Consider the following 24,117-nt stretch of genomic DNA (forward strand, 5'->3'; position numbering starts at 1 on the left):
GTAAATTTCATAGGTTTGGCAGGAGAAACACCATGCAAGCAGCACAAGGTTACCGTTGGGGCTGGAAGGCCGTGGCATTGATATTGGTGAGCACCGTGTTGAGCGGTTGCGGCATCAACAAGATCCCGACCCTGGACGAGCAGGCCAAGGCGGCCTGGGCCCAGGTGCAGAACCAGTACCAGCGGCGCGCCGACCTGATCCCCAACCTGGTGGAAGTGGTCAAGGGCTACGCCGCCCATGAACAGGACACCCTGACCGCTGTGATCGAGGCGCGGGCCAAGGCCACCTCGATCCAGGTAGACGCCAGCACCCTGGACAACCCGGAAAAGCTCAAACAGTTCCAGCAGGCCCAGGACGGTTTGAGCGGTGCACTCAGCCGCTTGATGGTGGTGTCCGAGCGCTACCCGGATCTGAAAGCCAACCAGAACTTCCTGGCCCTGCAATCGCAACTTGAAGGCACCGAAAACCGCATCGCCGTGGCCCGTCGCGACTTTATCCAGGCGGTACAGGCCTACAACACTGAAATCCGTACCTTCCCCGGCCGCCTGTGGCACAGCGTGATGTACAGCGACTTGCCGATCCGCGCCAACTTCGAGGCCACCAGTGCCGATGCCGATAAAGCGCCGCAAGTGAAATTCTGATGGGCAAGCGCGCTTGGCTGCTGGCGGCGGTGCTGCTGGCCTTTAGCCTGACCGCCCAGGCCGCCCTGAATTTCCCGGCGTTGACCGGACGGGTTGTCGACAATGCGCAGATGATCGACCCGGCTGTGCGCGCGCAACTGACCCAGCAATTGCAGGCGCTGGAGCAGACCAGCGGCGACCAGATCGTGGTGGTCACCGTGCCTGACCTGCAAGGCGTGCCCATTGAAGACTTCGGTTATCAACTGGGCCGCGCCTGGGGCATCGGCCAGAAGGGCAAGGACAACGGCGCACTGCTGATCGTCGCCCGGGATGAGCGCAAGATCCGTATCGAAGTGGGTTATGGCCTCGAAGGCGTACTCACGGACGCGCAGTCCTGGGTGATCATCAACCAGGTGATCGCCCCGGCGTTCAAGGCGGGCAACTACAGCAAGGGCATCAGTGACGGCGTGGCGGCGATGCTGCAAGTGGTGGGCGGCGATCCGCTGGCCGTGCCGGCGCATGTGTCTGAAGCCAACTTCGCCAAGCAAAACCCCGGCATCTCCTTCGGCCTGTTTATCCTGCTGCTGGCGGTATTGTGGCTGTGCAATCGCATGGGCCTGCCCGTTGGCGCTATCCTGCTGGCGATTCTCAGCAGCAGTGGCCGTGGCGGCGGGGGAGGCGGCGGTGGCGGTGGCTTCCGGGGCGGCGGCGGTGGTTTCGGCGGCGGTGGCGCCTCGGGCGGCTGGTAATGACAATAACTAGAGAGCATCAACAACCATGGCACTACTGAGTCAACACGAGCAACGCCAGGTCGCCGAGGCGATCGCCAGGGTCGAGCAACAGACCGACGCCGAACTGGTGACTGTGCTCGCGGCCCGCGCCGACGACTACGCCTACATTCCGCTGTTGTGGGCCAGCCTGTTGGCGTTGGTGGTGCCGGGGATCGTTCACTATTTGTCTGGCTGGTTGAGCATGTACACCTTGCTGCTGGCGCAGTGGGGCACGTTTGTGGTGCTGTGCCTGGTGTTCCGTCTGCCCAAGGTCACCACACGGCTGATCCCGCGCTCGGTGCGCCACTGGCGCGCGTCCAACCTGGCGCGGCGGCAGTTTCTGGAGCAGCACCTGCACCACACGCTGGGCAGTACCGGGGTGCTGATTTTTGTCAGTGAGGCCGAGCGGTATGTGGAAATCCTGGTGGACAAGGGTATTTCCAGTCGACTGGATGACAGCAGTTGGGATGTGATCGTCAAGGAATTCACCCGTCAGGTGAAGCAGGGGCAGACGTTGGCCGGGTTTATCAGCTGCATTGATGCCTGTGGGGAGTTGCTCAAGGCGCATGTGCCGGTGACTCATGCGCGCAATGAGTTGCCGAATCGGTTGGTGGTGTTGGAGTAGTGTAAAATTCCCGGCATTCCCTGCCCGAGGCGTTTTTGTTCATGTCTGCCACCGCTAAACCTGCCAGCCCCGCGCCGGATCATCACGCGCAGTTCCTTGAACTGCTGAACGCGAGCCTTGAGCAAAACGCCTTTATCAAGCTGGTGCTGGCCAAGTACGTCGGCACCGAGCCTGATCTTCAGAAGCTGATCATCAAGCAGTTGACCGTCAAGGATCAGCCTTGCCTGTCCTTCGTCTACCGCTACAAGACCCGCGACATCACCAAGAACTTCTCGCTGGAAGACGGCGTAGCGGCGATTGCCGAGCTGTTGCCGGCCTCGTTCAAGAACGCGCACCTGCTCTCGGTGACCGACGAAGCCCAGTTGGAATACAGCAAGAAGAACAAAAGCTCGCTGTTCAAAAGCAAGCCGCAACAACTGCGCGAGGCACCCTCTGCCGAGCACAACCGCGAGAAAAATCGCTTCCTGGACCTGACCCGGCCATTCCTCGCTGACCTTGGCGTGACCAACGCCAAGCACGAGCTGATCCCCGCGATGTCGCGCAAATGGAAGCAGATCAACAAGTTCATCGAAGTGTTCAGCCATGCGCTGACCACTTCACCGCTGAAGCTCGACCAGCCGGTGCGCGTCGCAGACTTTGGTTCGGGCAAGGGCTACCTGACGTTTGCCATCCACGACTACCTGCGCAACACCCTCAACGCCGAAGGCGAAGTGACCGGCGTAGAACTGCGTGAAGACATGGTGACCCTGTGCAACAACGCCGCCGCCCGCCTGGACCACCCGGGGCTGGTGTTCAAATGCGGGGATGTGCGCAGCGTGGCGCCCAGCGAGCTGGACGTGATGATCGCCCTGCATGCCTGCGACATCGCCACCGACTACGCGATTCACACCGGCATCCGCTCCGGTGCGTCGATCATCATGTGCTCGCCGTGCTGCCATAAGCAGATTCGTTTGCAGATCCAGAGCCCGGCGCTGCTCAAGCCGATGCTGCAGTACGGTTTGCACCTGGGCCAACAGGCGGAAATGGTGACCGACAGCCTGCGTGCGTTGTTCCTTGAAGCGTGCGGCTATGAGACCAAGGTGTTTGAGTTCATCTCGTTGGAACACACCAACAAGAACAAGATGATCCTCGCCGTGAAGCGCGCCGAGCCGGTGGATAACGCTCAACTCCTGGTGAAAATCCAGGAGCTGAAAGCGTTCTACACCATCACCGAGCACTGCCTGGAAACCCTGCTGCGAGCAGATGGTTACCTGGCCTGAGTACGACGCAAATCAAAATGTGGGAGCTGGCTTGCCTGCGATGCAGGCACCTCGGTGTATCAGGTAAAGCGAGGTGATGCTATCGCAGGCAAGCCAGCTCCCACATTAGATCGTGCTCGCCTTGGAGACCGGTGCAGGCTGCACCGCTGTCTTGCGCCCCAACATCACCGTCGCAATCACCCCGCAGGCAAACAGCCAGGTAATCGGCTCGATGTGCTCACCAAAAAACAGTGCCGAAAACGCGATGGTGAAAAAGATCTGCAACAGCTGAATCTGGCTCACCCGCGCGATGCCGCCCATGGCCAGCCCGGCATACCACGCAAAGAAGCCGAAGAACTGCGAAAACAGCGAGACATAGCCAAACGCCCACCAGGTGCGCGGCGAAATCGGCCCTTCGTGTTGCAGCGCCAGGTACGCCACCGGCCCGATCAACACCGGCGTCGACAGCACCAGCGCCCAGCAGATCACCTGCCAGCCGCCCATCTCCTTGGCCAACCGGCCGCCCTCTGCGTAACCCAGGCCACCCACGGCAATTGCCCCGAGCATCAACAGATCACCCGCCTGGATACTGCCAGCGCCGGTGATCAGCGCATAACTGAGCACCAGCGCACTGCCCAGCGCCGCGCAGGCCCAGAACGCCTTCGATGGCCGCTCATGGGACAACCACGCCGCATACAGCGCCACGCACAGCGGCTGCAAACCGTTGACCAACGCACCATGAGACGCCGGCAAGGTTTGCATGGCCCAGGCTGACAACACCGGAAACCCCAGGATTACCCCGGCAATCACCAGCGTCAGCCCGCGCACCTGGCGCCAGGTAGGCCAGCGCTCACGGCGCCACAGCAACAACGCCGCCGCCGGCACCGCCGCAAACAACGCCCGGCCCAGGCCATTGAGCAGCGGGTGGATTTCCTGCACCACGATACGGGTGAAGGGCAGGGTGAGGCTGAAGATGACGACGCCCAGCAGGCCGAGGGCCATGCCGGTATTTTCGCGGGAGCTCATGGAAGGAACCAGAATCGAATGGGCCGGAAGTGGACGTTCATCTAGCCACAAAGCCCCGCAAACACGGGCTTACAGCTGGGTGCAGATTGAGCCGTACAGTTTTGAACGGGCGACTCGGTTCATGTGGGAGCTGTCGAGCCTTGGCGAGGCTGCATTGGGGTCAACACAGTTTACCTGTCAGGCCGAGGTGCCTGCATCGCGGGCAAGCCCGGCTCCCACACAAGCCGGGGTGCTGATGTAGTAGCGGGCCATTACCCGGATCAAGCCTGCGGGTCTATCTTGGCTACTCTTGTCTGCCCAACCGTTCAACCGGAGGAATGCCCCATGGCCGCGAAAAAAATCCTGATGCTGGTCGGCGATTACGTCGAAGACTATGAAGTGATGGTGCCGTTCCAGGCGCTGCTGATGGTGGGGCATACCGTACACGCCGTGTGCCCGGACAAGACCGCCGGCCAGACCGTGCGCACGGCAATCCACGACTTCGAAGGCGACCAGACCTACAGCGAAAAGCCCGGGCACCTGTTCGCCCTGAATGCGGATTTTGCCAAGGTGAACGCCGCTGACTACGACGCGCTGCTGGTGCCCGGTGGTCGTGCACCCGAGTACCTGCGCCTGAACGAAAAAGTCCTGCAACTGGTCAAGGCGTTCGACCAGGCCGGCAAACCTATCGCCGCCGTGTGCCATGGTGCGCAACTGCTGGCGGCCGCCGGCATTCTGGGAGGCCGCGAGTGCAGCGCCTACCCGGCGTGCGGGCCGGAAGTGCGACTGGCGGGCGGTACGTTCATCGATATCCCGGTGACCGACAGCCATGTTCAAGGCAATCTGGTGACTGCCCCGGCCTGGCCGGCGCACCCTGGCTGGCTGGCGGGTTTCCTTGGCCTGCTGGGTACTCGGATCACCCTGTAAACCGGAGGTCATCACCATGTGCGAACTGTACGTCAAGGCCGACCCGATTCTGTATGAATCCCGCTCGCGCTCCCTGCGCATCTGCGGCGTGGTGACCACCGTACGCCTGGAAAACCAGTTCTGGGACATCCTCAGCGAAATCGCCGAGGTGGATGGCATGACCACCAATCAACTGATCACCAAGCTGTATGAAGAGGTGATGGACTACCGCGGCGAAGTGGTGAATTTTGCTTCGTTCCTGCGGGTGAGTTGCACGCGGTATCTGAGCAAGCAGCGGGTTCACGCCCCAGGCCTCGGCCTTGTTAATCCCAGAAGTGGCACGCAGAAGATCTAAATGTGGCAACTCGTTCAATGTGGGAGCCGGGCTTGCCCGCGATGACATCGCCTCGGTTTAACTGGCTGACCGAGTCGCCCGCATCGCAGGCAAGCCAGCTCCCACACTGATCGGGTTTCCAGGCCGAATGCTGGTGAAGGGTCAGAAGAACTGCGTCACGCTGATCTTGGCATCGCGGCCCTTGGTGTAGGCGCGGTCGCCGCTCAGGGCCGGGCGGAAGTTGTTGTTGAACAGGTTGTCCACGGTGAAGTTCACCTCGGTGCCCTTCAGATAAGCCTGCTGCGGCTTCCAGCTGGCGAACAGGCCTTGGGTGTTGTAGCGCTTGTTGCCGTACTGATCGTAGAACAGGTCGCCGATGCTGCTGCCCGGGCCACCGGAATACTTGTCGCTCGGCAAACGGCTGGTGGCGCCGATGAATTGTCCTTGCCAGCCCACCTGCATATCCAGGCTCGGGATCTTGGTGCCCAGTACCACCACCCATTTGGTCGGCGGAATATCCCGCGCCCAGACGTCCGGCCCCCATGGGTTGGTGTAGGCGCCTTCGTGTTTGCCGGTGGTGTAGGCGAACGATACCGAGCCGAACACGTAGGTGGAGTCATAGAAACTCTCGGCCTCGAAACCCTTGATGGTCATGCCGCCGATGTTGCGGTAGTTGGACATCGCCCCCGGCGGGCAGGCACTGGAAATGGTCCCGCCGTTGACCGCCTGGTTCTGGCAGCCCACGCCCGTGGCCTTGAAGATCTCGTCTTCGACCTTGTTGTGGAACAGCGTGGTCCGCAGTTGCAGGTTGTCGCCGTGGGTGAACACGTCGGCGAAGCGGGTGACGTTACCGAGGGTGATCGAGGTGATGCGCTCCGGGTCCAGGTCGACGCTGGTGGCGGTGCGGCTGCCCAGGCCCTGGACCTCATACTGCTCGTCGATCACCGGGGCACGCCAGGTGCGGCTCCAGTTGGCAAACATCGCCACGTTCGGGGTGATGGTCCAGTACGCCGCAAGGCGGGGCGACCAGCCGGTGTAGGTGCGGTCGCTGTAGTCGTGGCCGATGGCCGGGTCCGGGTTGCTGTAGTACGGCGCGTCGTTGGCCTCGCCGCGGTTGCGCACATGGTCATAGCGCATCGAGGGGGTGATGGTCACGTCGCCCAGCGTCACCGCGTCCTGGATAAAGAAGCTGTTGGTGTCGACCTTGCCATGGGGCATGAACCCCGGCTGGAAGTGCCCGTAGTTATATTTTGGGGTGTTGTAGGTGGCGCCGGGCATCCACATTTCGGTTTCCCGGGCGTGTTTGCGGATTTGCACCCCGGTGGTCACCGCATGCTGCAACACGCCGGTGGAAAACAGGCTGACGTTGCGTACGTCTAGGTTCTTGTCGTTGTAGGAGGTGTCCATCTTGCGCCCGCCGGTCGCGAGCTGGAAAAACGCCGTGGCGTCACGCTCGTCGGTCTGGTCGGTGTTGGATTCTGAATACTTGATGGTCAAGTCCACCAGCGGGTTATTCATCGGCTGGTATTCGTACTTGCCGGACCAGGTGGTGTCGACGGTGTTGCGGTTGGCCAGGAAGCGTTTCAGCGCGGCTTCGTAGCCATAGCGGTCGATGTTGGCCTGGGTCGGCGGCGTCGGGTAGCTGGCGGCAGAGAAGGGCGTCCAGCGCTGGCTGTTAGAGCGTGAATACGACAGGCCAAGGCTGTGCTCATCGGTAAAGTGTGCATTCACCTTGAACAGCTTGCCGTCCACGTTCTGCGCGCTGTTGGGCAGGCGCTTGGGGTTGATCGGGTACTGGTTGTTATCGTTGGGCAGGGTGGCGGCCAGCTTCATGTCGCCGCCGTCGCGCTGGGTCAGGTAGGCCAGGGCATCGAAGCGCCCGTCATCGGTGCGCCCGTAAACCGCGCTGCTGTAGACCTGTTCATGGTCGTTGCTGGAGTAACCGTATTTGAGCATGGCGCCGCTGTTGCGCCCGTCCTTGAGCAGGTCCGGGGCATCCTTGGTGGTCATGTTGACCGTACCGCCAAAGCCGCCGTTGCCACTGAAGGCCGAGTTGGGACCTTTCTCTACTTCAATGCTCTTGATCAGCTCGGGCTCGATAAACACGGTGCCCTGCTGGTAACGCTCAAAGCCGCTTTTGGTGGCGCCATCGACGGTCAGCGGCACGTCTTCGGCGTCACCGAAACCACGGATGTTGATGGTCTGCCCGCCGGGCTTCAGCGAGCCGCCCTGGCTGATGCCGGGCAGGGTTTGCAGCAGGCTGGGGATGTTATTGGACTGGTAACGGTCGATGTCGGCCTGGCTCAGGGTGGAGCGGCCGACGGTGGTGGAGTCGACCTCGTTGCCGGTGCCGATCACGCTCAGGGCTTCCAGCTGAATCGCGCTGCTGTTGGTGGTCTTGCCTTCTTCGGGCCGTACCACGTAGGTGCTGCCGACCTTGAGCAACACGAACTCGCCGTCTTTGAGCAGGGTACGAATCGCCACTTCCGGGGTGAAGTCGCCATTGAGGGCCGGCGCCTGGATATTTTTCAGCAACGCTTCATCGAACAGCAGCTGGATTTTCGCCTGCTGCGCCACCTGGCTCAGGGACGTGGCCAGGGGCTGGGCCGGCAATTGCAGTTTGAACGACTCGGCCTGGGCATTCAGGCTGAAGGCCAGGCAGGCGGCAAGGGCGGTGGGTCGAACAAACAAGTGCTGAACGTGGCAAGGCGCGCGAAACATGAAATCCCCCGGAGTAGCCAAATGGCCAAAAAGGTGTGCGTATCAAACGCAGACCGGAGGAAGACGCGGCAGAAAAAATAATCCTCACATGCGAATGCAAAATATTCTCAAACAAGAATTTTGCAGGATTACTTGCGCGGTTCGATCCTGATATTGCCATCGGCCAGGGCCACGGTTTTTACCGGCAGCAGGGCGGGCAGGGCGTTGAGCAGGGCGTCCGGATCATTCACATCCAGGTTGCCCGAGACCTTCAACTGCGCCACTGCGCCGTCCACCAGCAACGGTGCCTGGGGGCGGTACAGGCTCAACTCGTCCATCAAGCTGGCCAGCTCGCGATTGCGAAACGATACGTGCCCACCGCGCCAATCGGCGATTTCGTCGGCGGTGAGGGTTTGTTGTTGCAGGGTGCCTTTGGCATAACTGAACGTGGCGCGCTGTTGGGCGCCAAGCAACGTGGCAGGCACCCTGGCATCGGCATCGAACGCCACTTGGCCGTGAGCCACGCTGACCACCAGTTGTTGTTTGCTGCGCCGCACATCAAAGCCGGTGCCGACCACCCGTACGTTGGCTTCGCCGGCCTGCACGAACAGCGGGCGTTCCTTGTCGGCGGCAACCTCGATATACAACTGGCCTTGATCCAGATGCACGACGCGCTGGTGGCTGGTGAAGTCCACTCGCAGGCGCGTGTTGGCGTTGACGTACAAGGTGCTGCCGTCGGGCAGTTGCATGGTGCGCATACCCTTGGCATGAGCCGCCACCTGGGTGTGGAACAGCTCGCGCGGGGCACCGAGATTGTTCGCCAGCAGGGCACACACCAACGCGGCCGCCACCGCCAGGGCGGGGCGCCACACGGGCTGTTTGCGTACGGGTAGCGGTGTCGGTTTGTTCAGTTGCTGCAACTGGGCCAGGTCGGCCCACAGCTGTTCGAATTCGGCATAGGCGCGAGCATTGGCCGGCTCCGACTGCCAGGCGGCAAACGCCTTGCGGTCGGCGCGGCCCGCGTCATTGCGGTTGCGCGCAAACCAGCTGGCGGCCTGGGCATCGATCGAGTCGCTGGCCTCGATGCCACAGGTGTCGATGTCGCTCAGGCGGGTCATTCTGGCTGCTCCTTGCCCTGTTCTTGTTGAAGTCGCTGCTTGCAATGCAGCAAGGCAAAAGCGATGTGCTTTTCCACCATGCTGATCGAAACGCCCATGCGCTCGGCGATCTGGGCCTGGCTCAGGCCTTCGAAGCGGTGCAGCATAAGGGCTTCTCGTCTTCTGGGCGAGAGTTCAGCGAGGACTTCTTTCAACTGTTCCAGGCGTTGCAGGCGTTGCGCGGCGGCCATGGGATCGTCTCGCGAGTCGCTGACAGGTTCGGCATCCAGCTCGGCCTGTTGCTGGTGGACGGTGTGCCGCACCTTCTGTTTACGCCAGTGATCGCGCAGCAGGTTGCGCGCCATCTGGAACAGAAACGCCCGTGGCTGCGCAACCTGTGCCCGGTCGCGGTAGTCCAGCCATTGGGTGAAGACATCCTGGGTCATGTCTGCCGCGTCGCTGGCGTTGTCCGTGCGTTTGCGCAGGAAATGCAGGATATCTGCATAGAACCCGCGAAAGGCATCGGCCGACAGCGGGTCGGGCTTGGGACGAGACATGGATATCCTTCTTGACGAAGCACGACGTAGAAAAGTCGCGAATGATATCGAGAATTATTGTCATTTGTCTCTATTGAAATATACGCATCAGTGTGGGAGCTGGCTTGCCTGCGATGCAGGCACCTCGGTTTGTCAGGAATACCGAGGTGATGCCATCGCAGGCAAGCCAGCTCCCACAGGGGGTCACCGCAATGTGGTCAGCAGTTCTTGAAGCTGAACCCGGCGAGCCTCACCCAGCGGGAACACCGGCAAGCGTGGGTCCCCGCACTCCAGCCCCGTGAGCCGCAAACCGGCCTTGATCGTCGCCGGCAAGCCACCTTTGAGGATGAAGTCCAGCAACGGCAACTGGCGATAAAACAGCGCTCGCGCTTTCGTCAGGTCATTGCTCAGAACGGCTTCATACAAATCCAGATTGAGCTGCGGGATCAGGTTCGGCGCTGCCGTGCACCAGCCCTTCGCCCCAGCCGCAAACGCTTCCAGCGCCAGCGGATTGCAGCCGTTGTAGAACGGCACCTGGCCCTCGCTGCGCCGGTGCAACTGGTGCATGCGCTGAATATCCCCGGTGCTTTCCTTGACCATGGTCACGTTGTCGACGCTGTTGACGATGCGCAGGATCAAGTCCACCGACATATCGGTGCCGCTGGTGGCCGGGTTGTTATAGAGCATGATCGGCACGCCGATGCTGTCACCGATGGCGGCATAGTGAGCGAGGATTTCCGCCTCGCTGAGTTTCCAGTACGAGGCCGGCAATACCATCACTACGTCCGCACCGTGGGCTTCGGCAAACTGTGCGCGGCGTACGGCCTTGGCGGTGGTCAGGTCGGAGACGCTGACGATGGCCGGTACGCGTTTGCCGACCTTCTGGAGGCTGTAGGCGGCGACTTCATCCCACTCGGCATCGCTGAGGTAGGCGCCTTCGCCGGTGCTGCCCAGCGGCGCGATGGCGTGTACGCCGCTGTCGATCAGGCGGTCGATGGAGCGTCCGAAGGCGTCCAGGTCCAGGTGCTGGCCGTCTGCACTGAACGGGGTGATGGTGTAGCCGATAATGCCGTGAATAGAAGGGCTGGACATGGAAAAGTCTCCTGTCGAAAAAAGGGTTTCAGTTCAGGCAATCGGCGTGTTGACGCAGGTTCTGCCGAGCGTAGTAGTTGAACGCGGCGCCATGGCGCTTGGGCTTGGAAATCCACTCATGGGCTTCGCGGCCCAGTTCCGGCAGGATCGGCTTGATCGTGCCGGCGGCCATCGCCAGCAGCTGCAACTTGGCCGCGCGCTCGATCAACTGCGCGATCACGCAGGCTTCCTCAATGCTCGCCCCGGTGGACAATTGGCCGTGGTGGGAAAGCAATATCGCGCGCTTGTCGCCCAGTGCAGCGGTGATGATTTCACCTTCTTCGTTGCCCACCGGCACGCCGGGCCAGGCTTGGAGGAACGCGCAGTCTTCGTACAGCGGGCACAGGTCCATGTGGGACACCTGCAGCGGCACTTCGAGCATCGACAACGCGGCGATGTGAGTCGGGTGAGTGTGGATGATGCAGTTCACATCCGGGCGAGCGCGGTACACCCAACTGTGAAAACGGTTGGCCGGGTTGGGCATGCCGTGGCCTTCCAGTACTTCCAAATCTTCGTTGACCAGCAGCAGATTGCTGGCGGTGATTTCATCGAAACCCAGGCCCAGTTGTTGGGTGTAATAAGTGCCCGGGGTCGGGCCGCGTGCGGTGATCTGCCCGGCCAGGCCGGAGTCATGGCCGTTCTCGAACAGAATCCGGCAGGTGAGCGCCAGCTTTTGCCGGTCGGTCCACGTATTATCCGCCAGGGTGTTTTGCATCTGGGTCAGTGCTTGCTTGACCAGTTGGTCTTTCGGGAGTGCTAATGTCTTGGCCATGTCTGTGTCCTTGTTCGTAGCAAATGACACGAAAGAGACTATATGACACAAAGTGTCATTGACAAGTATTCTTCATCGACTCTTTAATGGATTAACCGCTGCACATGTCTATCCGTTTGAAAATACTGAGAAAAAAACTTGGCGTGACCTTGGAGTCGCTCGCGGAAAAATCCGGGATGACCAAGAGCTACCTGTCGAAAGTCGAGCGCGGGTTGAATACGCCGTCGATTGCCGCAGCGTTGAAACTGGCCAAGGCGTTGAACGTGAAGGTCGAGGAACTGTTCAGTGAAGACAGCGTGAGCCTCGACAGCTACAGCCTGGTTCGCAGCCATGAGCGGCAGGCGTTGTCGGGCACTGATGCGTCACCGGGTTACGCGGTGCTGGCGCATCAGGTCAGCGAGCGTAGTTTGTTGCCGTTCATCATTTATCCGCCGGCGGAGTTTACGGACAAGACCTTCAAGGAGCATTTGGGTGAGGAGTTTTTGTTTGTGCATGAAGGCCAGGTTGAAGTGGATTTCATGAGTGAGCGGGTGGTGTTGAACCGCGGGGATGCGCTGCATTTCAATGCGCAGAAGCCCCACCGGATTCGGTCGGTGGGGGAGGTTCAGGCGCAGTTGTTGGTGGTGGTGCACAGCAGCGATGAGTGACTGTGGGGTTGTGGGCATATCCGTTATTTAGGTAACGGCTTCGATGGGTTCCGCTCTTACAGCGGGTCACTTTTGAAAAGCGCAAAAGTAACCAAAACGCTCTGCCCCGCCTGTCGGCACCTCGCTTAGGCTCGGTGTTCCCTCACTCCGGCATTGCTCCGCGGGCCGCCGCGACGGCCCGTCCCTGGCCCGTCGCGGCTAAACCGGCGTCCTGCCGGTTTACCCGCTCCTCAATCCCTGCGTTCGGCCTCGGGCTGAATGGGGCAGTCAGATCAAGATCACAAGCAAGATCAAGAACACAGCGGCCTACAGGCCGGCTTGAGTGTTAAAAGCCAAATCAACAGCGAACATGCCCGTAGGAGCTGGCTTGCCGGCGATGGCATCACCTCGATGTATCTGAAAAAACCGAGTTGCCTGCATCGCCGGCAAGCCAGCTCCTACGCCTTGCTTTTGCTTTTAACACTCAGGTCGGCTTTCAGGCCGCCGTGCTCTTGCTGTTGACCTTGATCTGCAGGCCCCGTCAACCACGATGGCCGCAAGCAGGCACGGTGTAGCGGGTAAATCGGCAAGGATGCCGATTTAGCCGCGCCGGGCCATGGATGGCCCGTCGCGGCGGCCCGCGGAGACGGGTCTGATTGCGGGCATGCCGAGCCTAAGCGAGGCACCGAGTGGTGGGGCAAAGACCTTTTGGTTACTTTTGGGGCGTTTGCCAAAAGTGACCCGCTGTAAGAGCGGAACCCTAGGAGGCCGTTACCGCAGCAACGGATATGCACCCAACCCAAAAACCCCAACCCCAACCCCAATCACCGCTCTACCGCCACCGAAAGCCCCGATGTCCCAAGCACATGACTACGCGCATCAAAAAACCGCAACTCCACATCCACCCCCTCAAACAACTCAGCAAAACGCCGCTTCTGCTGCTGGATAAACCCCGCACTGCGGCCAAACACCGAAATCGCCAGGGTCTTGACCCTGGCCTGCCGGATCGCCTGCACCAGATGCACATCCTGCGCGCCAAGGTGATGCCCAAAAATGCACAACCCACCCTCATGGCTCAACAACTGCTCATAGCAAAACGACAAATAGTCAGAACTGCGAATAGTCTTCAGCTTCTCCTCAACCTTCCCTTCACTGACAAACAACGGCACATCATCCAGCGTCTTGATCGTGTTATTGATCGCAAAACTGCTGAGCAACGTACTGTCGGTAGTCGGCAGTTTACGCGCCGTACCATCAAGGTTACGCACCAGGTGCAAACCACCATGCAGGTACAGAATACGTGTGGTATCGGTAACCGTATTGCGCAAGTCAAAACTCGCATCGGCACTGCGAAACAGGTCATCGATGCCCGGCGCATGCAGGATCGCCCAGTAGTTGAGCAGGTCGTAATTGCTGGTGAACACCGTCGGATAACTCGCCAACTCCTGATGAATCGTCGCCAGCGTCGAAGGCTTCACCAAACGCCATGGAATATGCACGCTGTGGATCGTATTGATCAGCGCTTCCTTGATCGCGTAATAGCGATTACGCGGCGCCGCCGAACTGACCGCCAGGGCCTTGTTGACCCGACTGGTGGTTTTCAGCGCGCCCAGCACCTGCTCAAAGCTGCGGGTCTGCATCGCGTCAAACACACTCAGCTCGGATTGGCTCAGGGGTTTCTCTTCCACGGTGCGGGCGTTTTCGAACAGCGAGTCGTAGGCAAAGTCTTCCCACACTGCGCGGCTGGCGCCGTTGCCGATCAGGATCCCGCTGAAGGCGGTACTGCTGCGCAAGGCGTTCCAGTCTTCAAGGTGGGCATCAAAATCCTGGGAATCCTTCATTGCGGCGGGTCTACTCAAAATCGGCTGGGCGGTGACTTTATCACGAGCGGGCGTTGATCCTGGTCAAGATGCCGCAGGTAAACGGGGTCGATGCTGTAGGCATAACGACTTTAGAGGTTTAGCCACCATGAGCAGCACCTTCTTCATTCCCGCCGTTAACATCATGGGCATCGACTGCCTCGACGAAGCCATGACGGCCATCCGCAACTACGGTTTTCACAAGGCGCTGATCGTCACCGATGCCGGCATGGCCAAGGCGGGTGTAGCCAGCATGATCGCCGAGAAACTCGCGATGCAGGACATCGACTCGGTGATCTACGACGGCGCAAAGCCCAACCCGAATGTTGAAAACGTCGAAAAAGGCCTGGCGCTGCTGCACCACAGTGGCTGCGATTTTGTAGTGTCCCTCGGCGGCGGCTCGCCCCATGACTGCGCCAAGGGCATTGCCCTGTGTGCGACCAACGGCGGGCACATCGGCGACTACGAAGGCGTCGACCAGTCGGCCAAGCCGCAACTGCCGCTGGTGGCCATTAACACCACCGCCGGCACCGCCAGCGAAATGACCCGTTTCTGCATCATCACCGACGAAACCCGCCACGTGAAAATGGCCATCGTGGACCGCAACGTCACACCGCTGCTGTCGGTCAACGACCCGGCGCTGATGGTCGGCATGCCCAAGGGGCTGACCGCCGCCACCGGCATGGACGCGCTGACCCACGCGATCGAAGCCTACGTGTCCACCGCCGCCAACCCGATCACCGATGCCTGCGCGATCAAGGCCATCGAACTGATCAGCGCCAACCTGCGGATTGCGGTGCGCGACGGCAAAGACATGGCCGCGCGGGAGAACATGGCCTACGCGCAGTTCCTCGCCGGCATGGCCTTCAACAATGCCTCGCTGGGGTTCGTGCACGCCATGGCCCACCAGTTGGGCGGCCTGTACGACTTGCCCCACGGCGTATGCAATGCGGTGCTGTTGCCCCATGTGCAAAGTTTTAACGCCAGCGTCAGCGCCGAACGCCTGAGCCATGTGGCCCGGGCCCTTGGCGCAGATATCAAGGGCACAACGGCGGAAGAGGGCGCCCAGGCGGCCATCGTGGCAATTCGCAGCCTGTCCCAGGATGTGGAGATTCCTGCCGGGCTGCGCGAGTTGGGTGCCAAGTTGCAGGACATCCCGCTGCTGGCCTCCAATGCATTGAAGGACGCCTGCGGCCTGACCAACCCACGGCGGGCGGATCAACGTCAGATTGAGGAGATCTTTCGCAGCGCGTTTTGATCGGCTCTGATCAGGGCGACGCTCAACAGTGCGCCGCCCGCCAGCACTACGCACAACACCGCCAACGGCCAGGCCTGCTGACTCGCCAACAGGCTGGCCACACCACCGATCGCCGCGGCCATCAACTGATGCATAAAGCCGCTCATGGCCATGGCGTAGGAGCCGCTCACCGGCGACTCATCATTGGCCAGCGACAGGCTGATGGGATAGCTCATCGACTGCCCGAACACCGCCAGGCAGTAAGGCAACCACAATAGAATCGCCAGGCCATTGGCAAACAGGCTGCCCAGCAACATCGTTGCGCTGGCGCACATCACCAACGCCACGCCCCAACTCATCATCGACAGGCGCCCGGTGCGGGCGACCAGGCGATTGACCATCAACGCCCCCGCCAGATACGCCCCGCTGATCGGCCAGCCGAGCCAGCCATATTGCGCCGCGCTCCACTGGAAATGGCCCTGCAAGATCAAGGGTGCGCAGGTGTTGAAGGCGATGATCACCCCGTAACCCAAACCGCCCGCCAATGCAGGGCGCAGGAACGCCGGATGGCGCAGGATCGTGCTGTAGTTGCGCCAGGCCGAGAGGTGCCCGGCGGCTTTTTCCAGTGTCGGAAACACCACCCGTTGCAGCGCAATCATCAAGCCGACAGCCGCCATCGCCAGCCCATAAAAGATCGCTTCCCAGCCAAACGCCACCTGCAACAGCGAGCCCACAAACTGCCCGATGCCCAACGCGATCACGAACGTCATGCCCAGCCACGACAGGCCCTTGGCCAACAGCGCACCGCTGAAACTGTCGCGAACCAGCACCCGCGCCATCACCGATACACCGCCCGCGCCGAGGCCTTGAACCAGCCGCAGGCCAAGAAAGGATTCGAGGTTGTAGGCGGACGGAATCGCCACACTGGCCAGGGCATACAGCGCCAACGCCGCCAGCAGCACCGGCTTTCTGCCAACCCGCTCACCGAGGCTGCCCCAGAGCAGCATCGGCAACGCCATGCCGATCAAATACACCGCCAGGGCCAGCGCCACCTGGTCCTCGGCAGCAGGCAATGCGTGGGCAATCGCCGGTACGGCGGGTAGGTAACTGCTGATGCCAACCTGGGACAGAAAGGCCGCGCTGCAGGCGATGGCGAGGGTGGTGGTGCTTTTCAAGCGTGGGGCATCCTTCTACAGATGAGTACAAGATTATCGGGTGGTGCTAATCATTAGCTTTCCCGTGTTCCATCATCAAGGCTCTAAGCTCTACACAAAATAGCTTGATTAGAGAGTGGGGCATGTCCGCTCGTAGCGTAATACGTATCGCCGCTTTTCCCTGTGGAACGACCGGGAAAAATACTGCTGAGGTGAAAAAACCTTTCTCTGCAAGCCCTATAGCCACTCTGTTTGCTGTTTCAGCTCCTGCGCAAGTGATTAATCGAATTGGTGTATTTGCGCCTGATTGATCTGATTTTATTAAGCTGTCAAATAGTTTGATGTTTGATTGAAGGTTCTGTTGCAGGGCTGGTAGTTGGTCTGATTTGTGTAGTTGAATGGAGGCGAGTCCTGCCCCGATCGATGCGGAGTTTAAGCTTTGGGACCAGTTGTTAGGTCCTCCATAGCGATAGATCAAATTCTTTTGGCGCTCGTTGCCGAGCATCACTACTGCGCCGCTTGCGCCGAAAGACTTGCCTAAGGACGCGACGATTATGATCTGATCATCTAAGTGCGACAGCTGTGGTCGAACATGGCCGCTCCCGTTCTCCCCAATCGCCGATAGTGCATGGGAGTCGTCCAAGTATGGGAATAGACCATAACGCGACTTTAAATAGAGAAGGCTTTCTATGTCGGCGAAACCTCCCATGCTATAAATGCCATCCGCTACGTATACAACTTTTTTATGCCTTTTACATAAATCTTCGAGAAATGAAATGTCGTTATGGGGGGCGGTTACTACCTCTGTTTCATCTGCGCATGAAGCTTTAAGGTGATTCATCGAGTAGTGCGATTTTTTGTCGAATACCATGATGGGTGGATTGTCGTCAGTGAACGCTCCGCTGGCGAGCAAAGGTAGTATGCCGGAAGTGGCAGCGCTGCAAGATAAAGCGCTTAAGCACGTTGAATCAAAAAGTTCAGACAGCTCTGTTTCATACTGATCAAGAATGGCTAGTTTGCAGCGGTTTTTTGAGTTTGCAATGCGTAGTGTTCCTGCCTCTTGTATTCCTCGTATCGCACCTTTAAGGATGTCTGGGTGGTAGTCCAGTCCCAAGTATGATGTTGTACAGAAGTGATGGACGTCTCTTCCGTATTGGTCAGTGAGTAGATTGGCTTTTTTTACCGTGACGTTTAACTCACAGATTCGACCTGATTTTGCTGTTTGCCAGTCACTGTCTGCTAACTGAATCACTTTTTTGTAATTGGTAAATTTGTTGTATGGATGGTTTTCCATTGTTGGGTGTCCATTTCTGCTTAGGGCCAAAGACCTTAGCGAGAAAAGTATCTTTGGATAAGTCAGATGCTTCCTACATGACCTGCACGCGCTGGGATTTTTTGCGTGTGTAAACTCCTGCTTTTTTGATAAAGACCTGGACGTTATGTTTATGTTCTCACTGATGTCTGCCAGTATCGCCGTCGAAGACGCCAGCAGAGGCTCTATGAGCCGCATACCCGTGTCTGGTTTGGTGAACCTATTGACTCACGTCCTTGGGTTAAGTGTTAACTTGCTAATGAAGACGTACAGAAGGCGTGAGAGCGCCGTTTTCGTTTTGGAAAAAACCAGCAGGTTCATGGGAGTTTTTGATGAGAGTTCTGCTATTCGGCGCCACCGGCATGGTCGGCCAAGGCGTGTTGCGCGAGTGCCTGTTGGCCAGTGATGTGCAGGAAGTGGTGGCCGTAGGCCGTACCGCACTGACCCAGGAACACGGCAAGCTGCATCAGGTGCTGCATGCCGACATGTTCGATTTCCAGCCCCTGGAGCATCTGCTGCAAGGCTTTGACGCCTGCTTCTTTTGCCTGGGCGTGTCCTCGGTGGGCATGGATGAAGCCAAGTACACCCATTTGAGCTACGACCTGACGCTGGTGGCTGCCAGCACCCTGGCGCGGCTCAATCCGCAGATGACCTTCATCTACGTGTCCGGCGCCGGTACCGACAGCAGCGAAGCCGGCAAAACCATGTGGGCGCGGATCAAGGGCAAGACCGAAAACGCCTTGTTGCGCCTGCCGTTCAAGGCGGTGTACCTGTTCCGCCCCGGCGTGATCCAACCGCTGCATGGCGTGCGTTCGAAAACCCCGCTCTACCAATCCATCTACACCGTGATCGGCCCGCTGTTGTCGCTGCTGCGCCATGTGCGCCCGGCCTGGGTCGTGAGCACGGAAACCGTTGGCCGCGCGATGCTCTCGGCCGTCCGGCACGGCGCCCCGTCGGCTGTGGTAGAGCAGGCCGATATCAATCGCCTGGCCACCGAGCGCGCCTAGATGCTGCACAAAAGCCTGGTCCGCCGCCTTGACCTGATCACCCTGCAACTGTTTGTGGCGGTGCATGAAGAAGGCACCCTGACCCGCGCCGCCGCCCGTGAAGCCATCGCGGTCTCGGCGGCCAGCAAGCGGTTGATGGAGCTGGAACACGTGTTGGGCGTAAGCCTGTTTGTACGCCAGGCCAAGGGCATGCAGCTCACGGCCGCCGGCGAGACCTTGCTGCACCATGCGCGACAGATGCTGTTCAACGTCGAGAAAATGGGCCTGGAACTGGGCGAGCACAGCCACGGCGTGCGTGGTTATGTGCGGATGCTTGCCAATCTCTCGGCGATCATTCAGTTCCTGCCGGAAGACTTGCGCGACTTTTCCGCGCTGCACCCACAGGTCAAAGCCGACCTGGAAGAGCGGCCCAGCAATGGCGTGGTCCAGGGTGTGATCGATGGGGTTGCGGACCTGGGAATCTGCTCCAGCGACACCGATACCAAAGGCCTGCCCGGCGTGACCTATCGCCGGGACAAGCTGGTGGTGCTGATGCCGGCGGACCACCCGTTGGCGGCGCGCAAAACGTTGGCCTTTGCCGAGACTCTGGACAGTGACTATGTAGGGCTGCACTCCGCCAGCTCGATCAACATGCGCACCCACGCGGCAGCGCGTGAGGCGGGCAAGGTGTTGCGCCTGCGTATCCATGTACCGGGTTTTGATGCGATGTGCCGGATGGTCCAGGCCAATATGGGCATCGGCATTCTGCCGCAAAAGGCCTATGAACTGTTTGGCCGGGCGTTGGGTTTGCATGCGGTGCCACTGACGGACGCCTGGTCGGATCGCAGCCTGATCCTGGTGGTGCGTGACGAGGCGCAGCTGTCGCCGGTGAGCCGGTTGTTGTTCGATTATTTGCGTCGGGAGCAGGGCTAAACGAAATGCTGCTGGCCTCATCGCGGGCAAGCCCGGCTCCCACAGTTGACCGAGTTGTTTGGGGAAAAATCGATCCTCTGTGGGAGCCGGGCTTGCCCGCGATGGCGATTTAAAGAGCGCCCAAAATCCCCAAGGCTTCGCATTTGGCGAACGCTCGTTGCCAACTGACGGTTGGATTTCTACCGTCCCTGTCCTCTAGCCTTGGCCCCACATTCCAAGAACAAGAGGTACACCCCATGACGGCTCCCCTGAGCGGTATCAAGGTGATCGAGATCGGCACCCTGATTGCAGCGCCATTCGCCGCCCGGCTGATGGCTGAGTTTGGCGCCGAGGTGATCAAGATCGAAGCCATGGGCCAGGGCGATCCGCTTCGCAAATGGCGAAAGCTGCATGAAGGCACCTCGCTGTGGTGGTACCTGCAATCGCGTAACAAGAAGTCCCTGGCGCTTGACCTCAAGTCCGCAGAAGGCCTGGAGTTGGTCAAGCAACTGCTGGGCGACGCCGACGTGTTGATCGAAAACCTGCGCCCCGGCGGCCTGGAAAAACTCGGCCTCGGCTGGGACGTGCTGCACGCTCTCAATCCCAAGCTGACGTTGGTGCGCATCTCGGGCTACGGCCAGACCGGCCCTTACCGCGACCGCCCGGGCTTTGGTGCCATCGGCGAGGCCATGGGCGGCATTCGCTACACCACCGGCAACCCGGATTCGCCACCGGCGCGGGTGGGCGTGAGCCTCGGTGATTCCCTGGCCTCGCTGCACGGCGTGATCGGTGCGCTGATGTCGCTGCTGCGGGTCAAGACCGGTCAGGGTGACGGCCAGATTGTCGACGTGTCCCTGGCCGAAAGCGTGTTCAACCTGATGGAAAGCCTGGTGCCCGAATACGACATGCTCGGCCATGTGCGTGAACGCAGCGGCGGCGCCTTGCCGGGCATCGCACCGTCCAACACCTACCTGACTGCCGACGGCGCCTACGTGGTGATTGCCGGCAACAGCGACCCGATCTACAAGCGCCTGATGCTCGCCATCGGCCGCGCCGACCTGGCCGAAGCGCCAGAGTTTGCCCACAACGATGGCCGGGCAGCCAAAAGCGGTGTGCTGGATGCTGCCATCACCCACTGGACCAGCAGCCTGCCCATCGACCAGGTGCTCATTGCCCTGGAAGCGGCCGAAGTACCGGCGGGGCGTATCTATTCAGTGGCCGATATCGTCGCCGACCCGCACTACCAGGCCCGCGACATGCTGCTCAGTGCCGAGCTGCCCGGCGGCCTCACGGTGAAGATGCCCGGCATCGTGCCCAAGCTGTCGGAAACCCCCGGCGCGGTGAATTGGCAGGGCCCGAGTTTGGGCCAGCACACTGATTCAATCCTCGGCGACCTGGGCCTGAGCGGCGCCGACATTCAACGCCTGAAAACCTCGGGAGTGGTGCAATGAAAAACTATTGCGATGCCCTGGTCGTGCAGGAAGTCTCGCCCCGGGACGGCCTGCAAATCGAGCCGACCTGGGTCGAGACCGTCGACAAGATCGCCCTGATCGACCAACTGTCCCTGGCCGGGTTTTCCCGGATCGAAGCCGGTTCGTTCGTTTCGCCCAAGGCCATTCCCGCGCTGCGCGACGGCGAGCAGGTGTTCCAGGGCATCACCCGCCGCCCCGGGATTATCTATGTAGCGTTGATCCCCAATCTCAAGGGCGCCCAGCGTGCCATCGAGTCGCGGGCTGATGAGTTGAACCTGGTGATGTCCGCCAGCCAGACCCACAACCTGGCCAATATGCGCATGCGTTGCGAAGCGTCGTTGGCGGCATTCGGCGACATCGTGAGCTTTGCCGGCGGCTATCCGGTGCGCCTCAACGGCAGCATCGCGACCACCTTCGGTTGCCCGTTCGAGGGCAAGATTGATGAAGACCGCGTGCTGCAATTGGTCGATGCCTACCGCGAATTGGGCATCCAGGGCATCAGCCTGGCCGATACCACCGGCATGGCCAATCCGCGCCAGGTCGAGCGCTTGGTCAAGCGCGTGCTCGAGCGTGTTCCGGCCAGCGACCTGACCCTGCATTTCCACAACACCCGTGGCCTGGGTTTGTGCAATGTGCTGGCCGCCTACGAGGCCGGTGCCCGACGGTTTGATGCGGCACTGGGCGGCCTCGGTGGCTGCCCGTTTGCGCCCGGCGCGTCGGGCAATATCTGCACCGAAGACCTGGTGAACCTGTGTGAAGAAGTCGGGATTCACACCGGCATCGACCTGCCGCACTTGCTGAAGCTTTCGCGGCAATTGCCGGCCTTGCTTGGCCACGAACTACCAGGCCAGGTGGCCAAGGCCGGGCGCAACTGCGACCTGCATCCGCCACCGGCCTACATCGCGACCTTGTAAACCGCCCACCAGACAACAAAAACAATCGGACGCCTGCGAGCAGTCCGCTGGAGAGAAACAATGAGCCTGAATACGTTGGAGGCCGGCGTGCGCCCGGCCGCTGAACACGATGCCGAAAAAGCCCTGGTGAGCAAGGTCGCCTGGCGCCTGATGCCGCTGATCATGGTCTGTTATCTGTTCGCGTTTTTTGACCGCATCAACATCAGCTTCGCCAAGTTCCAGTTGCAGACCGACCTGAGCCTGAGCGACACCGCTTACGGCCTGGGCGCCGGGCTGTTTGTGGTCGGCTATGTGATCTTCGAAGTGCCGAGCAACATGATGCTGTACAAGGTCGGCGCCCGTCGCTGGATCGCGCGCATCATGATGTCGTGGGGGCTGGCGACGGCGGCCATGGTGTTTGTCACGGCCGAATGGCAGTTCTATGGGCTGCGCTTCATCATCGGTGCGATGGAGGCGGGGTTCGCACCGGGCGTGTTGTATTACCTGACGCTGTGGTTCCCGCAGCACTACCGTGGGCGTATCACCTCGATGCTGTTCCTCGCCTCGGCGTTTGCCGGGCTGGTGGGCGCGCCGTTCTCCGGGCTGGTGCTGGAACACCTCGACGGCGTGCTGCAAATGCGCGGTTGGCACTGGTTGTTTTTGCTGGGTGGCTTGCCCTGCGTTGGCCTGGGTTTCCTGGTGCTGAAGCTGCTCAAGGACCGCATCGAAGACGCCCACTGGCTGACCCCGTCGGAGAAGACCTTGCTGGCCAGCCGCATTGCCGTGCATGAGCCCCACAAGAGCGGCGGCTCGTTGCTCGCCGCACTGCGTATCCCTGGCTTCCTGATGCTCGGCTTTATCTACTTCCTGATCCAGGTGGCGTCCTACGGCCTGAACTTCTGGGCGCCGCAACTGATCCGCAGCGCGGGCACCCAGAGCCCGGTGATGATCGGCCTGCTGACGGCGATTCCCTACGTGTGCGGCGCTATCAGTATGGTGGTGATCGGCCGTTTGTCCGACGCCACCGGCGAGCGCCGCAAGTTCGTCAGCGGCCTGGTGGCGCTGGGCGCCGTGGGGTTCTTCTGTGCGGGAATCTTTGCCGATCACACCACATTCCTGATCGTTGCCTTGAGCTTGCTGGGCGCGGGCATCATCGCCTCGATCCCGACGTTCTGGACGCTGCCACCGAAGTTGTTGGCCGGTGCCGGTGCGGGCGCGGCGGGCGGGATTGCGGTGATCAACACGTTGGGCCAGTTCGGCGGTATCGTCAGCCCGGTGATGGTCGGCCGGATCAAGGACCTGACCGGCAGCACCACGCCGGCGCTGTATGTCATCGGCGTGTGCGCGCTGGTCGCGGCGGCGCTGTTGCTGTGGGGCTTGCCGCAGAAGCTGCGCACACTCGACAAGCACTGATCAGCCGGTGGTCACCAATGATCGGGTGGGCGTGGCGCTGAACTGAATCAGCGCCACGCCGCCGATCAACATCAACGCCCCGATCAACCGGGGCGCGGTCAGTTGGCGCTCCACCAGCCCGAACAGGCCGAAGTGATCCAGCATCAACGCGGCGATGATTTGCCCGGCCATCGCCAAGGCGACGAACCCCGAAGCGCCGAGCTTGGGCATCAAAATCAACGCCAGCGAAATAAAGCACACGCCAAACGCACCGCCGCTCCACATCCACAGCGGCGCCTTGGTGATAAAGCCAAGGTTGGGCAGCGGCAGGCGCAGGGCCAGGATCACCGGCAGCAGTACGATAATGCTCACCAGCAGCGAGGCGAGGGTGGCCCACAATGGATGGCCCAAGCCGCGTCCCAAGTTGGCGTTGATCGCACTTTGAAACGGCACCACCGCCCCGGCGAACGCGGCCAACAGCAACAAACCTACCCAATGCATCGTCGTCATCATCAATCTCCCAGAGGTTTTGCTGGACTC

23 protein-coding genes are annotated in these 24,117 nt (G+C 60.6%); 13 read left to right on the plus strand and 10 right to left on the minus strand.

Going from position 1 to position 24,117, the window contains the following annotated elements; all coding sequences use genetic code 11:
* The first annotated feature begins 32 nt into the window (after window positions 1–32).
* The 4 genes from RGV33_RS07245 to RGV33_RS07260 are packed head-to-tail and all read left to right on the plus strand — an operon-like array spanning window position 33 to window position 3,274.
* A complete protein-coding gene (locus tag RGV33_RS07245) occupies window positions 33–641 on the plus strand; it encodes a LemA family protein (protein ID WP_088426967.1) in 609 nt (202 codons plus the stop codon).
* Entirely contained in the window at window positions 641–1,369 is a 729-nt protein-coding gene (locus RGV33_RS07250) for a TPM domain-containing protein (RefSeq protein WP_322143681.1), read from the plus strand. Before RGV33_RS07245 ends, RGV33_RS07250 begins: the two co-directional genes overlap by 1 nt.
* A 28-nt stretch (window positions 1,370–1,397) precedes the next feature.
* A complete protein-coding gene (locus tag RGV33_RS07255) occupies window positions 1,398–2,015 on the plus strand; it encodes a TPM domain-containing protein (protein ID WP_322143682.1) in 618 nt (205 codons plus the stop codon).
* Window positions 2,016–2,056: 41 nt separating this feature from the next.
* Window positions 2,057–3,274: an SAM-dependent methyltransferase gene (locus tag RGV33_RS07260; protein ID WP_322143683.1), complete on the plus strand. Its 1,218-nt coding sequence runs from the start codon at window positions 2,057–2,059 to the stop codon at window positions 3,272–3,274.
* A 105-nt stretch (window positions 3,275–3,379) separates the two neighbouring features.
* On the opposite strand, the gene RGV33_RS07265 is transcribed toward RGV33_RS07260, so the two are convergent.
* Window positions 3,380–4,279 carry a DMT family transporter gene (locus RGV33_RS07265; protein WP_322143684.1) on the minus strand — a complete coding sequence of 300 codons (900 nt, stop codon included), beginning with the start codon at window positions 4,277–4,279 and terminating at the stop codon, window positions 3,380–3,382.
* 324 nt (window positions 4,280–4,603) lie between these two features.
* Between RGV33_RS07265 and RGV33_RS07270 the strand changes: the two genes are divergently transcribed.
* Together RGV33_RS07270 and RGV33_RS07275 are read left to right on the plus strand one after the other, a co-directional pair.
* Complete coding sequence (locus tag RGV33_RS07270) at window positions 4,604–5,185, plus strand: DJ-1/PfpI family protein (protein ID WP_322143685.1); 582 nt, start codon at window positions 4,604–4,606, stop codon at window positions 5,183–5,185.
* Between the two features lie 16 nt (window positions 5,186–5,201).
* A complete protein-coding gene (locus RGV33_RS07275; protein ID WP_322143686.1) occupies window positions 5,202–5,519 on the plus strand; it encodes a ribbon-helix-helix domain-containing protein in 318 nt (105 codons plus the stop codon).
* Window positions 5,520–5,660: 141 nt separating this feature from the next.
* On the opposite strand, the gene RGV33_RS07280 is transcribed toward RGV33_RS07275, so the two are convergent.
* From RGV33_RS07280 to RGV33_RS07300, 5 genes are all read right to left on the minus strand, one after another.
* Complete coding sequence (locus RGV33_RS07280) at window positions 5,661–8,219, minus strand: TonB-dependent receptor (RefSeq protein WP_322143687.1); 2,559 nt, start codon at window positions 8,217–8,219, stop codon at window positions 5,661–5,663.
* 128 nt (window positions 8,220–8,347) lie between these two features.
* Window positions 8,348–9,316 carry a FecR family protein gene (locus tag RGV33_RS07285; RefSeq protein ID WP_322143688.1) on the minus strand — a complete coding sequence of 323 codons (969 nt, stop codon included), beginning with the start codon at window positions 9,314–9,316 and terminating at the stop codon, window positions 8,348–8,350.
* On the minus strand, window positions 9,313–9,852 hold the full coding sequence (locus RGV33_RS07290) for an RNA polymerase sigma factor (protein WP_322143689.1): 540 nt from the start codon (window positions 9,850–9,852) through the stop codon (window positions 9,313–9,315). Before RGV33_RS07290 ends, RGV33_RS07285 begins: the two co-directional genes overlap by 4 nt.
* Window positions 9,853–10,035: 183 nt before the next feature.
* Window positions 10,036–10,923 carry a dihydrodipicolinate synthase family protein gene (locus RGV33_RS07295; RefSeq protein ID WP_322143690.1) on the minus strand — a complete coding sequence of 296 codons (888 nt, stop codon included), beginning with the start codon at window positions 10,921–10,923 and terminating at the stop codon, window positions 10,036–10,038.
* 28 nt (window positions 10,924–10,951) lie between these two features.
* A complete protein-coding gene (locus RGV33_RS07300; RefSeq protein WP_322143691.1) occupies window positions 10,952–11,734 on the minus strand; it encodes an aldolase in 783 nt (260 codons plus the stop codon).
* A 104-nt stretch (window positions 11,735–11,838) separates the two neighbouring features.
* Here RGV33_RS07300 and RGV33_RS07305 point away from each other — a divergent pair, with 104 nt between their 5' ends.
* Window positions 11,839–12,381, plus strand: coding sequence for a helix-turn-helix domain-containing protein (locus RGV33_RS07305; RefSeq protein ID WP_177090499.1), 543 nt, complete (start codon window positions 11,839–11,841; stop codon window positions 12,379–12,381).
* Between the two features lie 803 nt (window positions 12,382–13,184).
* Here RGV33_RS07305 and RGV33_RS07310 read toward each other — a convergent pair.
* Window positions 13,185–14,201, minus strand: coding sequence for a DUF4917 family protein (locus RGV33_RS07310; protein WP_322143692.1), 1,017 nt, complete (start codon window positions 14,199–14,201; stop codon window positions 13,185–13,187).
* A 127-nt stretch (window positions 14,202–14,328) separates the two neighbouring features.
* Between RGV33_RS07310 and yiaY the strand changes: the two genes are divergently transcribed.
* Window positions 14,329–15,477 (plus strand): L-threonine dehydrogenase, encoded by a 1,149-nt coding sequence (gene yiaY / locus RGV33_RS07315; RefSeq protein WP_322143693.1) that lies wholly within the window; start codon window positions 14,329–14,331, stop codon window positions 15,475–15,477.
* On the opposite strand, the gene RGV33_RS07320 is transcribed toward yiaY, so the two are convergent.
* Together RGV33_RS07320 and RGV33_RS07325 are read right to left on the minus strand one after the other, a co-directional pair.
* Complete coding sequence (locus RGV33_RS07320) at window positions 15,444–16,631, minus strand: MFS transporter (RefSeq protein WP_322143694.1); 1,188 nt, start codon at window positions 16,629–16,631, stop codon at window positions 15,444–15,446. The two genes, yiaY and RGV33_RS07320, sit on opposite strands and share 34 nt — an antisense overlap.
* Window positions 16,632–16,677: 46 nt before the next feature.
* Entirely contained in the window at window positions 16,678–17,904 is a 1,227-nt protein-coding gene (locus RGV33_RS07325; RefSeq protein ID WP_322143695.1) for an aminotransferase class I/II-fold pyridoxal phosphate-dependent enzyme, read from the minus strand.
* A 350-nt stretch (window positions 17,905–18,254) separates the two neighbouring features.
* Here RGV33_RS07325 and RGV33_RS07330 point away from each other — a divergent pair, with 350 nt between their 5' ends.
* The 5 genes from RGV33_RS07330 to RGV33_RS07350 all read left to right on the plus strand — a co-directional run bounded on the left by RGV33_RS07330 (window position 18,255) and on the right by RGV33_RS07350 (window position 23,598).
* On the plus strand, window positions 18,255–18,929 hold the full coding sequence (locus RGV33_RS07330) for an NAD(P)H-binding protein (protein WP_322143696.1): 675 nt from the start codon (window positions 18,255–18,257) through the stop codon (window positions 18,927–18,929).
* On the plus strand, window positions 18,930–19,841 hold the full coding sequence (locus tag RGV33_RS07335; RefSeq protein WP_322143697.1) for a LysR substrate-binding domain-containing protein: 912 nt from the start codon (window positions 18,930–18,932) through the stop codon (window positions 19,839–19,841). It begins immediately after the preceding gene.
* Between the two features lie 236 nt (window positions 19,842–20,077).
* A complete protein-coding gene (locus tag RGV33_RS07340; RefSeq protein ID WP_322143698.1) occupies window positions 20,078–21,271 on the plus strand; it encodes a CaiB/BaiF CoA-transferase family protein in 1,194 nt (397 codons plus the stop codon).
* Window positions 21,268–22,206, plus strand: a complete 939-nt coding sequence (locus tag RGV33_RS07345) for a hydroxymethylglutaryl-CoA lyase (RefSeq protein WP_322143699.1) — start codon at window positions 21,268–21,270, stop codon at window positions 22,204–22,206. The genes RGV33_RS07340 and RGV33_RS07345 overlap by 4 nt, the downstream gene beginning before the upstream one ends.
* Before the next feature lie 60 nt (window positions 22,207–22,266).
* On the plus strand, window positions 22,267–23,598 hold the full coding sequence (locus RGV33_RS07350; RefSeq protein WP_322143700.1) for an MFS transporter: 1,332 nt from the start codon (window positions 22,267–22,269) through the stop codon (window positions 23,596–23,598).
* Here RGV33_RS07350 and RGV33_RS07355 read toward each other — a convergent pair whose 3' ends face one another.
* Window positions 23,599–24,087, minus strand: coding sequence for a DMT family transporter (locus RGV33_RS07355; protein WP_322143701.1), 489 nt, complete (start codon window positions 24,085–24,087; stop codon window positions 23,599–23,601). It abuts the gene before it with no gap.
* Window positions 24,088–24,117: the final 30 nt, after the last annotated feature.

It is taken from the genome of Pseudomonas sp. Bout1, assembly GCF_034314165.1.
Taxonomy (GTDB): domain Bacteria; phylum Pseudomonadota; class Gammaproteobacteria; order Pseudomonadales; family Pseudomonadaceae; genus Aquipseudomonas.